General features: G+C 70.4%; 13 protein-coding genes. 7 read left to right on the plus strand and 6 right to left on the minus strand.

Annotated elements, in window-relative coordinates:
* Window positions 1–8 precede the first annotated feature (8 nt).
* The 3 genes from frr to P2Q00_RS31295 all read left to right on the plus strand — a co-directional run bounded on the left by frr (window position 9) and on the right by P2Q00_RS31295 (window position 2264).
* Entirely contained in the window at window positions 9–566 is a 558-nt protein-coding gene (frr, locus tag P2Q00_RS31285) for a ribosome recycling factor (RefSeq protein WP_030943211.1), read from the plus strand.
* A complete protein-coding gene (locus tag P2Q00_RS31290; protein WP_275776636.1) occupies window positions 566–1702 on the plus strand; it encodes a phosphatidate cytidylyltransferase in 1137 nt (378 codons plus the stop codon). Before frr ends, P2Q00_RS31290 begins: the two co-directional genes overlap by 1 nt.
* Before the next feature lie 112 nt (window positions 1703–1814).
* Complete coding sequence (locus P2Q00_RS31295; protein WP_275776637.1) at window positions 1815–2264, plus strand: SRPBCC family protein; 450 nt, start codon at window positions 1815–1817, stop codon at window positions 2262–2264.
* A 9-nt stretch (window positions 2265–2273) separates the two neighbouring features.
* On the opposite strand, the gene P2Q00_RS31300 is transcribed toward P2Q00_RS31295, so the two are convergent.
* Entirely contained in the window at window positions 2274–2702 is a 429-nt protein-coding gene (locus tag P2Q00_RS31300) for a hypothetical protein (RefSeq protein ID WP_275776638.1), read from the minus strand.
* 142 nt (window positions 2703–2844) lie between these two features.
* On the opposite strand from P2Q00_RS31300, the gene rlmN reads away from it, so the two are divergent.
* The 4 genes from rlmN (at window position 2845) to P2Q00_RS31320 (ending at window position 7947) form a co-directional block, all read left to right on the plus strand.
* Window positions 2845–3951, plus strand: a complete 1107-nt coding sequence (rlmN, locus tag P2Q00_RS31305) for a dual-specificity RNA methyltransferase RlmN (RefSeq protein WP_275776639.1) — start codon at window positions 2845–2847, stop codon at window positions 3949–3951.
* 232 nt (window positions 3952–4183) lie between these two features.
* Window positions 4184–5278, plus strand: a complete 1095-nt coding sequence (locus P2Q00_RS31310) for a thiamine ABC transporter substrate-binding protein (protein ID WP_425579608.1) — start codon at window positions 4184–4186, stop codon at window positions 5276–5278.
* A 47-nt stretch (window positions 5279–5325) separates the two neighbouring features.
* Complete coding sequence (locus tag P2Q00_RS31315) at window positions 5326–6927, plus strand: ABC transporter permease (RefSeq protein WP_275776640.1); 1602 nt, start codon at window positions 5326–5328, stop codon at window positions 6925–6927.
* Complete coding sequence (locus P2Q00_RS31320; protein ID WP_275776641.1) at window positions 6928–7947, plus strand: ABC transporter ATP-binding protein; 1020 nt, start codon at window positions 6928–6930, stop codon at window positions 7945–7947. It begins immediately after the preceding gene.
* A 76-nt stretch (window positions 7948–8023) separates the two neighbouring features.
* On the opposite strand, the gene P2Q00_RS31325 is transcribed toward P2Q00_RS31320, so the two are convergent.
* From P2Q00_RS31325 to P2Q00_RS31345, 5 genes are all read right to left on the minus strand, one after another.
* A complete protein-coding gene (locus P2Q00_RS31325) occupies window positions 8024–8677 on the minus strand; it encodes an LAETG motif-containing sortase-dependent surface protein (RefSeq protein WP_275776643.1) in 654 nt (217 codons plus the stop codon).
* Between the two features lie 195 nt (window positions 8678–8872).
* Entirely contained in the window at window positions 8873–9994 is a 1122-nt protein-coding gene (locus P2Q00_RS31330; RefSeq protein WP_275776645.1) for an LOG family protein, read from the minus strand.
* 38 nt (window positions 9995–10032) lie between these two features.
* The gene (locus P2Q00_RS31335; RefSeq protein WP_275776647.1) at window positions 10033–10440 is read right to left on the minus strand and encodes a VOC family protein; all 408 of its coding nucleotides are present in this window, start codon (window positions 10438–10440) and stop codon (window positions 10033–10035) included.
* A 97-nt stretch (window positions 10441–10537) separates the two neighbouring features.
* Entirely contained in the window at window positions 10538–11944 is a 1407-nt protein-coding gene (locus P2Q00_RS31340) for a hypothetical protein (RefSeq protein ID WP_275776648.1), read from the minus strand.
* Complete coding sequence (locus P2Q00_RS31345; protein WP_275776649.1) at window positions 11926–12666, minus strand: ABC transporter ATP-binding protein; 741 nt, start codon at window positions 12664–12666, stop codon at window positions 11926–11928. Before P2Q00_RS31345 ends, P2Q00_RS31340 begins: the two co-directional genes overlap by 19 nt.
* Window positions 12667–12791 lie beyond the last annotated feature (125 nt).

Below are 12791 nucleotides of genomic sequence, written 5' to 3' on the forward strand. Positions count from 1 at the left end.
AGCAAGTGGTGATCGAAGAGACCCTCCTCGAGGCCGAGGAGAAGATGGAGAAGGCCGTCGTGGTCGCCAAGGAGGACTTCGCCGCAATCCGCACCGGCCGGGCGCACCCGGCGATGTTCAACAAGATCGTGGCCGACTACTACGGTGCGCCGACGCCGATCAACCAGCTGGCTTCGTTCTCCGTGCCGGAGCCGCGCATGGCGGTAGTGACCCCGTTCGACAAGACGGCGCTGCGCAACATCGAGCAGGCGATCCGCGACTCCGACCTGGGCGTCAACCCGAGCAACGACGGCAACATCATCCGGGTGGTGTTCCCGGAGCTCACCGAGGAGCGCCGCCGCGACTACATCAAGGTCGCCAAGGGCAAGGCCGAGGACGCCCGGGTCTCCATCCGCTCCGTGCGCCGCAAGGCCAAGGACGCCATCGACAAGCTCATCAAGGACGGCGAGGTCGGCGAGGACGAGGGCCGCCGCGCCGAGAAGGAGCTCGACGACTCCACCCACAAGTACGTGGCCCAGGTGGACGAGCTCCTGAAGCACAAGGAAGCGGAGCTGCTCGAGGTCTGATGAACGACTCTTCCTGGGGAGCGCCGCCACACACCGGGTCGGGGACCGGGTACTGGGGGCCGTCCGCGCAGGGGCATGTCCAGGGGGCTGCCCCGGCGGGTCCCGCGTACGATGCGCCCAAGGCGCAGCAGACTCGCCCCATGCCCATCGTGCCCGAGGTACCCGCGTACGGCGGTGACCAGGATGACGACCGGGGGGCCGCTCGGCTGAGCGGCCCCTTGTTCCGCGACCAGCCGCCGCAGTCGCCGCCCCACCCAGCGGCGCAGCAGAATCCGGAGCCCATGCCCGACGCCCCCCAGCCGGCGCCCCGCCCGCAGAAGAAGAGCGCGGGCCGTGACCTGGGCGCGGCCATAGGGGTCGGTGTCGCGCTCGGTGTGGTGATCATCGCGTCGTTGTTCGTCGTCAAGGCCGTCTTCGTCGGCGTGGTCGCGGTCGCGGTCGTGGTGGGCCTGTGGGAGCTGACCAGCCGGCTCCAGGAGCGCAAGGGCATCAAGGCGCCCCTGGTCCCGCTGGCACTCGGCGGCGCCGCGATGGTCGTCGCCGGTTATGTCCGGGGCCCCGAGGGCGCATGGGTCGCCATGGCACTCACGGCGCTGGCAGTGCTCGTATGGCGCATGACGGAGCCTCCGGAGGGCTACCTCAAGGACGTCACGGCGGGCGTCTTCGCGGCGTTCTACGTCCCGTTCCTGGCGACGTTCGTGGCGCTGATGCTGACGGCCGACGACGGCCCCTGGCGCGTCCTGACCTTCCTGCTCCTCACCGTGGTCAGCGACACGGGCGCGTACGCCGTCGGCTGGCGCTTCGGCAAGCACAAGCTGGCCCCGCGCATCAGCCCCGGCAAGACCCGGGAGGGGCTGCTCGGTGCGGTGACGTTCGCGATGGTGGCGGGCGCGCTGTGCATGCAGTTCCTGATCGACGACGGCTCCTGGTGGCAGGGCCTGCTCCTCGGTCTCGCGGTGGCGGGCAGCGCCACACTGGGCGACCTCGGCGAGTCGATGATCAAACGGGACCTGGGCATCAAGGACATGGGCACGCTGCTCCCCGGTCACGGCGGGATCATGGACCGGCTGGACTCGTTGCTGCCGACGGCGCCGGTCGCGTGGCTTCTGCTTGTGGTGTTCGTCGGGTCCGGCTGACGGTTCCGGCAGGCGGCTGTGGAAGTCCCGCTCGGTCGATGGCGTCGCCGTCGACCGAGTGGGACGATTCCGGTGTAAGCCCTCAAAGGGGATCTCCCGAAGAGGAGGCGCCATGTCCGCCATCCATGAAGAGTTCGACGTGGACCGCCGTCCCGAGGATGTCTGGGCGTACATGATCGACCCTTCCCATCTGCCGGAGTGGCAGCTGAGTGCGGTCGCCGCCGAACAGCTCGACGACCGCCCCTTCGGACTCGGATCCCGGGTCCGGGTCACCCGGCACGTGGGCCGCCGCGACATTCCGATGACCATGGAGTGCACCGAGTACGAACCGCAGCGGGCCTGGACCGTGCAAGGGGTCGACGGCCCGATCAGGGGCCGCTTCCACGGCGAGGTCGCGCCCATCGACGAAGGCCGCCGTACCCACGTGACGATGGACCTCGAATTCGAGGGACACGGCATCGGCAGGGTCCTGCTGCCCCTCGTCGTACGCCCCCAGGTCCGCAAGGAACTGCCGCGCAACGAGCAGCTGCTCAAGGACAAGCTGGAGCACACCACCGCCTAGCCGGGCACCTCACGAGGCACAGACGTCCTTCAGTTCGTCGGCCGCCTTGTCGATCCTGCGCGAGTCCGGGTTCTCGCCGTTCAGGACGGCCTTGTTGTAGTCGGCGACGGCTTGGTTCAGGTCGGCGACGGCCTTGTCGACCTTGCTGTCGTCCGTCTTCCCACCGCTCTTCCCACCGATCTTGTCGAGGTTCTTCTCGATCGTCTCGATGGACTCGCCGGTCCGCGAGGGGTCGCTCGCCGCGGCCGACCCGGCCTCGTGGATCGCCTTGAGACTGTCGACGATCGTGTCGTAGTTCCGCGCGCAGTCCAGCGAGTTGTTCGAGTTGTCCGAGTTGTCGAGGGCATCGGGGTTGCAGCCGGTGACCAGTCCTGCGGTCAGTACGACGGCTGTCACGGCAGTGGCGATGGCGGTGGTGCGACGACGGTTGGCGGCCATGGGACGGTCCCCTCCTGGAAGGCTCTGGTGGCGCTGTGCACCGTCCACGATCCCGGCGCGGAGCATGCCGTCACGAGGGAACCTCCACCCGCATTCATGGTGGAGCGGGCTACACCACGGGATCTGCGACACTGGTATGGCTATGCCTAAGCCCGGAGAACTCACTTTCGTTGCCCCCCGCGGAGCCAAGAAGCCGCCGCGGCACCTTGCCGACCTCACGCCCGCCGAGCGCAAGGAAGCGGTCGCCGAGATCGGTGAGAAGCCGTTTCGTGCCAAGCAGCTCTCGCAGCACTACTTCGCGCGGTATGCGCACGACCCGGCGGAGTGGACCGACATCCCCGCCGGTTCGCGCGGCAGGTTGCAGGAGGCGCTGCTTCCCGAGCTGATGACGGTCGTACGGCATCTGTCGACCGACCAGGGGACGACGCGCAAGACCTTGTGGCGGCTCTTCGACGGCACGCTCGTCGAGTCCGTGCTGATGCGCTACCCGGACCGGGTGACCATGTGCATCAGCTCGCAGGCGGGGTGCGGGATGAACTGTCCCTTCTGTGCCACCGGGCAGGCCGGGCTGGACCGGAATCTGTCGACCGCCGAGATCGTCCATCAGATTGTCGACGGGATGCGGGCGCTGCGGGACGGGGACGTGCCCGGGGGCCCTGCGCGGCTCTCCAACATCGTCTTCATGGGGATGGGTGAGCCGCTCGCCAACTACAAGCGGGTCGTCGGGGCCGTCCGTGCGCTGACTGATCCCGCGCCGGACGGGCTCGGGCTCTCCCAGCGCGGCATCACCGTGTCGACCGTCGGGCTGGTGCCCGCCATCCACCGGTTCGCCGACGAGGGCTTCAAGTGCCGGCTGGCCATCTCGCTGCATGCGCCGGACGACGAGTTGCGCGACACCCTCGTGCCCGTCAACACGCGGTGGAAGGTGCGCGAGGTCCTCGACGCCGGGTTCGAGTACGTCGAGAAGAGCGGGCGAAGGCTGAGCATCGAGTACGCGCTCATTCGCGACATCAACGATCAGGCGTGGCGCGGTGACCGGCTCGGGCGGCTGCTGCGCGGCAAGCCTGTACATGTCAATCTCATCCCGCTGAACCCCACCCCCGGGTCCAAGTGGACCGCCTCGCGGCCCGAGGACGAGAAGGCCTTCGTCGAGGCCATCGCGGCGCACGGGGTGCCGGTCACCGTCCGGGACACCCGGGGGCAGGAGATCGACGGGGCCTGCGGTCAGCTTGCGGCCACCGAGCGGTAGCCTGAGCCCGTACGTACACATCTTCATATTCCGACAGGGGAGCGCCACAGCGCTGAGAGTGCGGCAACCAGGCCGCAGACCCTCTGAACCTTGCCCAGGTCATTCTGGGTAGGAAGTTCGGTCTTCACTCAAGCTGTTGCGCCCTGCCCGGGAGCCGGTGGAATGCTCCGGCGGTCCCGGGCAGGGCCGCGTCTCTTCCTGGTCAGCCAGGAGGAATTCAGTGCACACCAAGATGTTGCACACCAAGACGTTGCACACCAAGACGTTCGTGGCCGCCGCGGTCGGCCTCGGCCTGATCACGCTCTCCGCGTGCGGGTCGTCGTCCGGCAGCGAGGGCTCCGGGAACTCCAAGACCGTCACCCTCGTCAGCCACGACTCGTGGGCGGTCTCGAAGAGCGTCCTCGCCGACTTCGAGAAGCAGTCCGGATACAAGGTCAGGGTCCTCAAGAGCGGCGACGCCGGGCAGGCCGTCAACAAGGCCATCCTCACCAAGGACAATCCGCAGGGCGACGTCTTCTTCGGCGTCGACAACACCCTGCTCTCGCGGGCGCTCGACAACGGTCTCTTCCAGTCCTACGAGGCGAAGGGTGCGGGGCAGATCCAGTCCCAGTACCTCGTCGACCAGGACAAGCACCGGGTCACGCCCATCGACTCCGGCGACATCTGCGTCAACTACGACAAGGCGTACTTCAGCAAGCACAGGCTGACCCCGCCCCAGTCGTTCGACGATCTGATCAAGCCCGAGTACAAGAACCTCCTCGTCACCGAGAACGCCTCCACCTCCTCGCCCGGCCTCGGCTTCCTGCTCGGCACCGCCGCCAAGTACGGCGACGACAGCTGGCAGGGCTACTGGAAGAAGCTCAAGGCGAACGGTGTGAAGGTCGTCGATGGCTGGGAGCAGGCCTACAACCAGGAGTTCTCCGGGTCCGCAGGAGGCAAGAAGGCCAAGGCGGACCGGCCGCTCGTCGTCTCCTACGCCTCCTCGCCGCCCGCCGAGGTCATCTACGGCGACCCGAAGCCGAAGACCGCGCCGACCGGGACGTCGTACGGCACCTGCTTCAGGCAGATCGAGTACGCGGGACTGCTCAGCAACGCCGCGAACACCAAGGGCGGCAAGGCCTTCCTCGACTTCCTGGTCACCAAGGAGTTCCAGGAGGACATGCCGCTGAACATGTTCGTCTACCCGGTGATCAAGGGAGCGGGCGTGCCCGAGGAGTTCACGAAGTACGGGCAGCCGGCCAAGGACCCCGAGACCATGGCGCCGACGAAGATCGCCGCCGACCGTGACCAGTGGGTCAAGTCGTGGACCTCGCTCGTACTGAAGTAGCCCGGCGCAAGGCCCGCAGGCAGGGGAACGCGGCGCGGCTGGGGCTCATGGCCGGGCCCGTCGCGTTCTTCGCGGTGTTCTTCGCCTGGCCCGTCGCCGCGATCGTGGCGCGCGGGCTCAAGGTCGACGGGGCCTGGCAGTTCGAGCGGATCGCGGATGTCGTCGCGCAGTCCGACATCCGACACGTCCTCTGGTTCACCACCTGGCAGGCGCTCGCGTCCACCATGCTCACGCTGGTGGTCGCGCTCCCCGGCGCGTATGTCTTCGCGCGCTTCGAATTCCCCGGCAAGCAAGTGCTGCGGGCCGTCGTCACCGTCCCGTTCGTGCTGCCGACCGTTGTCGTCGGTACGGCCTTCCTGGCGCTCGTCGGGCGTGGGGGACTGCTCGACGAGTGGTGGGGCGTACGGCTCGACACCACCGTCTGGGCCATCCTGCTGGCGCATGTCTTCTTCAACTACGCCGTCGTCGTACGGACCGTCGGCGGGCTGTGGGGGCAGCTCGACCCGCGTCAGGAAGAGGCGGCGCGGATGCTGGGGGCCTCGCCCCTGAGCGCCTGGCGCAAGGTCACGCTGCCCGCGCTCGCGCCCGCCGTGGCCGCCGCCGCGCTGATGGTCTTCCTCTTCACCTTCACCTCCTTCGGCGTGGTGCAGATCCTCGGCGGTCCGACCTTCTCCACCCTTGAGGTCGAGATCTACCGGCAGACGTCCGAGATCTTCGACCTCTCCACGGCCGCCGTGCTCACCATCGTCCAGTTCGTGGCGGTGGGCGCGATCCTCGCCGTGCACGCCTGGACCGTACGGCGGCGGGAGAGCGCGCTGCGGCTGGTGGATGCGTCCGTGACCGCGCGGCGGCCGCGCGGGGCCGGGCAATGGGCGCTGCTGGCCGGGGTCCTCGGCACCGTCGCCGTCCTGCTCGTGCTGCCGCTGGCCGTGCTGGTGCAGCGGTCCCTCGGCGCCTCCGACTTCGGCTACTACCGAGCGCTGACGCACGACGACGGCGGGACCTTCCTGGTGCCGCCGATCGAGGCGATCGGCAATTCGCTCCAGTACGCCCTCGCCGCGACCGCCATCGCCGTGGTCGTCGGCGGTCTCGCCGCCGCGGCCCTGGCCCGCCGGGACGCGGGCCGGCTGGTCCGCGGCTTCGACGCGCTGCTGATGCTGCCGCTCGGCGTCTCCGCGGTGACGGTCGGCTTCGGGTTCCTCATCGCGCTGGACAAGCCGCCGCTGGATCTGCGGAGTTCGTGGATTCTGGTGCCGCTCGCCCAGGCCCTGGTGGGCGCCCCCTTCGTCGTACGGACCATGCTGCCCGTGCTGCGGGCCGTGGACGCGCGCCTCAGGGAGGCGGCGGCCGTGCTCGGGGCGTCGCCGTGGCGGGTGTGGCGGGAGGTCGATCTGCCGATGGTGCGGCGGGCGCTGCTGGTCGCGGCCGGGTTCGCGTTCGCGGTGTCGCTCGGGGAGTTCGGGGCGACCGTGTTCATCGCGCGGCCCGACAACCCGACGCTGCCGGTCGCCGTGGCTCGGCTGCTGGGCCGGCCCGGCGAGCTCAACTACGGGCAGGCGATGGCCCTTTCGACGATTCTGATGGTGGTGTGCGCGGTGGCGCTGCTGGTCCTTGAGCGGCTGCGCACCGACCGGAGCGGGGAGTTCTAGATGCTGCTGAGCCTTGAGGACGCGACCGTGCGGTTCGGCGGGCGGGCCGTGCTGGACGCCGTCGGCCTCGATGTCGCCGAACACGAGATCGTGTGCGTGCTCGGGCCCAGCGGCAGCGGCAAGTCGACACTGCTGCGGGCGGTGGCCGGGCTGCAACCCCTGGACGGCGGGCGGGTGTTGCTCGACGGACGGGATCAGTCGGGGGTGCCCGCGCACAGGCGGGGGGTGGGCCTGATGTTCCAGGACCATCAGCTGTTCCCGCAGCGGGACGTCGGCCGGAACGTCGCCTTCGGGCTGCGGATGCACGGGGCGTCCCGCCCTCAACAGGACGAGCACGTACGGCAGTTGCTGGATCTCGTGGGGCTGCCGGGTGCCGCCCGCCGGGCCGTCGCCTCGCTCTCCGGTGGAGAGCAGCAGCGGGTGGCGCTGGCCCGTGCGCTCGCGCCCCGCCCGCGGCTGCTGATGCTGGACGAGCCGCTGGGCCAGCTCGACCGCTCGCTTCGGGAGCGGCTGGTCGTCGAACTCCGGGAACTCTTCGGGCAGTTGGGCACCACGGTCCTCGCTGTGACACACGACCAGGGCGAGGCCTTTGCGCTCGCCGACCGGGTCGTGGTGATGCGGGACGGGCGGATCGCCCAGTCCGGTACGCCACTGGAGGTGTGGCAGCGGCCGGCGGACGAGTTCGTGGCCCGCTTCCTCGGCTTCGACAACGTGGTCGAGGGGATGGTGAGCGGAGAGGCCGCGGACACCCCCTGGGGCAAGGTGCCGGTGCCCCAGGACGCCCCGCAGGGGACGCACACGCTGCTGGTACGGCCCGCCGGCGTCCGGCTCGTCCCCGCCGACGAGGGCCTGCGCTGCACGGTGGCCGCACGCACGTTCAAGGGCACCCATGTCGCCGTACAGGTACAGCCTGAGGACGCGCCGCGGATCGAGGCGGCGGTGGCGCTGCGGGACGCTCCGCGACTCGGGGACGAGGTCGGCGTGGAGTTCGACGCGGCCGAGATCGTCGTGCTCGGCTGAGGGGTGCGTCCCTGACGACTGTGGCCCGTCCCCCGGGGATACGGGGACGGGCCACAACGGTGTTCTGCGGGAGGCGTCAGCGGCCGCTGTTCGCCCCGCGACGGCGCATGCCGAAGTAGACGGCGCCGCCGCCGATGACGACCAGCGCGCCCGCGACACCGGCGATCAGGCCGGTGTTGGAGTTCGCACCGGTCTCGGCGAGGTTCGAGTCACCGGCCGCCGGGGACGGGGCGTTGCTGGAGGTGTCCGCCGGGGCGGTGCTGCTCTCCGAAGCCGACGGGGTCGGGGTCGGGGACTCCTCGGCCGGGGTCGAGGCGGACTCCGACGGGGACGGGCTCGGCGAGTCCTTCGCGCAGCCCTCGGACGGGGTCTTCAGGTTGCCGTCGATGTCCTTGTCGACGATCGGGTGGTCCTTGTCCTTCCCGGCCGTGACGTGGATGCGGTACTCGGCGTTCGCCGCCCAGTCCTCGTTGAAGGTGACGACGACACCCTCGCGGGAACCGGTGACGTCCTGCTCGCCGACCTGCTTGGCGTCGGCGCCGTTGTTCTCGAGGAACACGGTGATGGTCGCCGGGGTACCGGAGGCGTCCTTGTCGGTGACGGTGATGACGCCCTTGCTGCCGTCGCACTTGGCTTCGGCGGAGAACTCACTGATGTTGCAGGCGAGCGCACTGCCCGCGGCGCTCAGCGCGAGCGCGGAGGAGGCGGCGGCGACGCCAAGGATCTGCACGGAACGACGTGCGGTACGGCGAGTTATGGACACGTTTGCCCTTCACGGGATGCGCAACTGCGGGGGGTTGACGAGGGACGTGAAGCGACGGTGGAGGTGAAGCCTCACACTCCCCATGAGACTCAAAGGTTTATAAGCGTTCGATAAGGAGTGTCAATGCGTAGGCATACCTGGGCCGTTGGCTTTGCACTCTTATTAACCGCCGAGACGTTTCAGCGCCTCCGGAGCCTGCTCGATCCGGTCAACGAGGGCTATACGGGACTCCATCGAGCGTTCCCGGGCGAGTGACTGCAAGAGGGGCCAGGCCGGCAGCCGCTCCGTCCAGTGCGCGCGGTCGACCAGCACCATGGGCGTCGGCTCGCCGCGCGACTGGTAGTAGTTGGGCGTCGCGTTGTCGAAGATCTCCTGTACGGTCCCGGCCGCGCCCGGCAGGAAGACCACACCCGCGTTGGAGCGGGCCAGCAGGCCGTCCTCACGGGTGGCGTTGGCGAAGTACTTGGCGATGTGCGACGCGAAGGCGTTCGGCGGCTCATGGCCGTAGAACCAGGTGGGAATGCCGAGGGAGTGGTTGCCCTTCGGCCAGCGGGTGCGCACCTCGAACGCGGCCCGTGCCCACTCGGTGATCGAGGGGGTGAACGACGGTGACTTCGCGAGGAGTCGGCACGCCTCGTCCAGCATGGCCTCGTCGTACGGCGCCGCGTATGCGCCCAGGTTCGCCGCCTCCATCGCGCCCGGACCGCCGCCGGTCGCCACGGTGAACCCGGCGCGGCTCAGCTCGCGGCCGAGGCGCGCCGCACCGGCGTACGCCCGGGTCCCGCGGGCCATCGCGTGACCGCCCATGACGCCCACCACCCCTGCGCCGCGCAGGAGTTCGTCCAGGGCGTCGGAGACGGAGTCGTCGTGGACGGCACGCAGCATCGAGGCGAATATGTCGCCGTCGGCCTTGGTGCGCTGGAACCAGGCGTAGGCGAGGGCGTCCGGGGTCTCCTCGTACCCCTTCTCCAGCGAGGCGAACAGCTCGTCGGGCGTGTAGAGGTGCCCGCGGTACGGCTCGAAGGGCAGATGCGGGACCGGGGGGAAGACCAGAGCGCCGTCGGCACGGACCTTCGCCGCCGCGTCCTCCCGCATCGGACAGCCGAGGAAGACGGCCTGAGCCGTGTCGGTGGTGAGCAACTCCCTTGTACGGTCCGTCAGATCGACGCCCTGTACGCGGTATCCGGCGAGGGTGCCGCGGGCCGAGACGGTCGCGTCGAAGTCCTCGAGCGTCTCGATCTCGCGGTCGTCGTGGTGGGCCGCATGGGCCGGGCTCGTCTGCACGGGCCCATGCTAGGCACGCCGTTCGTCGAAGCCGTTGGTCAGCCCTGGACCGCCGCCGGGTCCATCCACACGACCTCCCAGCTGTGGCCGTCGAGGTCGTCGAAGGAGCGGCCATACATATAGCCGTGGTCCTGGACGTCGGAGTTGGCGGTGCCGCCTGCCGAGACCGCCTTGTTCACCAGTTCGTCGACCTTCTCGCGGCTCTCGGCGCTCAGACACAGCAGCACCTCGCTGGTCTTCGTCGAGTCCGCGATCTCCTTCTTCGTGAAGTCCGCGTAGCGCTGCTTGCTGAGCAGCATCGTGATGATGGTGTCGCTGATCACGACGCAGGCGCAGTCGTCGGTGCTGAACTGCGGGTTGATGGAGTAGCCGAGCTCGGTGAAGAACTTCTTCGACGCGTCGACGTCGTTGGTGGCCAGGTTCACGAAGATCATCTGCTGGTACATGCGAGGCCTCTCCCCTTGGGTGTGTGTCGTTCGCAGGGGTAGACCGGGGGCCCGCGCGGAACTCATCGGCTCCGGGGAATTCCGGTGGTACGAGTTCTCAGCGGGCCAGTGGCAGTGCCGCCAGCTCGGCCACGACCAGGGTCAGCGGGCCGAAGAGGGCGAGCAGCGCACCGGCCCGGAGGGCGGCGGCGCTGCGCAGCATCGTCGCGGGGGCGCCGAGGCGCAGCAGGGCGGCCGTGGTGTCGGCCCGGGCGTGCTTGGCCTCCACCGCCGCGGTGAGCAGCGTGGCGACCGTGCAGCCGCTCACGACGAGGGTGCCGAGCGTGGTGAGCGGGCCGAAGGCGGGGGCGCTCGTGTCGTACAGCGCCGTCATGGCGAACGCGCCGGAGGCGACCGCGCAGACGACGCCGAGGGGGCGGCCGATGCGGGTGGCCTCCTCCATCAGGACACGGCCGGCGAGCAGGCGCAGGGCGCCCGGGCGGGCCGTCTGCAGGAGGCGGCCGCACAGATGGGCCAGGCCGGGCCCGGCGACGGCCAGGCCGAGGACGGTGAGGGCCCAGCCGACGAGGACCGCGGGGGCGCCGATGGCGAGACGGCCGGGGAGGTCGAGGCCGGTGGCCGCCGGGGTGCGGCCGGCGTAGGTCTGCACGGCCAGGCCGGTGGTGAGGACAGCGATGCCCCAGGGGAGGCCGGCGGGGGTGGTGCCGGGTGCCGGGGGGTGGTGCGGGTCGTGGTCGGCGGCGGTGTTCGACTGGGCGTCGGTCGAGTCGTCGCCGGCCGGTGCCGCGAGTGCGGAGTCGCCGGCCTGCACCGGCGGGGTGCCGTCCTGCTCCGGGTCGGGAGCCGCGCCGGCGGTACGACTGCCCGCAGGTTCGCTGCGCCCGCGTGCGCCGAAGCGGCCGTACGCCCCGAAGGTCTCCCGGGCCACCGTCCGGCCGTACGCCCCGAAGCGGCCGTATCCCTGCCGTACCGCCCGTGCCGCGGCCGGCCTCGCGTCCCGGGGGAGCAGTACCAGCGCCACCGTCAGCGACGCGATCGCCGGGACCAGCGCCAGCAGCGTCAGGGCCGCCGGGACGGGCAGCGGCTGCCTCGCGGCCAGGAATTCCGCGGCCGCGCCGTCGAAGGGAATGCCCGTGAAGTCGCCGCGGAGGTGGAGGAAGAGGAGGAGGGCCAGCAGTGAGCCCAGCGTGCAGGACAGGGCCGTGGCCATGGCCGAGACCGTCATCAGGCCGATCGGGCCCAGGCCGACGGCCGAGAGGCCGGTGCGGGGTTTCGTGGCCGGGTCGGTGCGGGCCACCGCCACCGCGAAGTGGACGGTGGCGGCCAGCGGGGTCAGGCACCAGGCGAGGCGGAGGGCCGAGCCGCCGGGGTTCTCCGCATGGCTCATCGCGTAGCCGAGGGTGGACAGGAGGAGAAAGCCCGTGCCGGCCGCGGCCACCGCCAGCAGGAGGCGGCGCAGCTGTACGGCCGGGCGGGCGCCGCGGGTCAGACGGAGAGCGAGCACGCGGCCCGGCCTTCCGTCTCGGCGACCGGGGGCAGATGCACCGTGTTCACGCATCGGCCGTCCAGCAGCGACAGTGTGCGGTCGGCGATGGCCGCGGTCTCCACGTCGTGGGTGGCCACGACGACCGTGATGCCGTGCGAGCGGGCCGCCGTGGTGAGCGTGCGCAGGACATGGGCGCGGTCGGCGCGGTGCAGGGGAGCCGTGGGCTCGTCGGCGAAGAGGACGGTGGGGGCCTGGGCGAGGGCCCTGGCGATCGTCACGCGCTGCCGCTCGGCCTGCTTCATCTCGTGCGGGCGCCGACGGGACCGGTCGCCGACGTCGAGGCGCACGAGCCACTCCAGGGCGGCCGCTCTGGCGCGCTCGCGGCTGGTGCCGCGGAGCATCAGCGGGAGGGCGGCGTTCTCCAGGGCGTTCAGCTCGGGTACGAGCACGGGGGACGGGTCGATCCAGCCGAAACGGTCGCGGCGCAGGCGCTCCCGGGCGTGCGGGGCCATGGTGTGGACCGGCACGCTGTTGAACCAGACCTCGCCGCGCTGGCCCGTCACCAGACCGGCCAGGCAGCGCAGCAGCGTCGTCTTGCCGCTGCCCCGAGGTCCGCTGACGGCGAGGATCTCGCCCTCCCGGACACCGAACGAGACGCCGCTGAGCGCGGGCGAGCCGTCACTGTGCTGGAAGTGCAGTGAGCGTGCCCAGAGCACGTCGTTGTCCGGCGGGTCCACCATCCGCGTACACCTCGTTCAGATCCGTTGTTCCCGTGCCGATCCCCCGTGCGGGGGAACGAGGACAGGGCCGATCGGTTACCAGGCACGCTAAGGAGCCGGGAGCACGACCCCGGACAGCACGCGGC

Source organism: Streptomyces coacervatus (genome assembly GCF_029223485.1).
In the GTDB taxonomy this organism is placed as follows: Bacteria; Actinomycetota; Actinomycetes; order Streptomycetales; family Streptomycetaceae; genus Streptomyces; species Streptomyces coacervatus.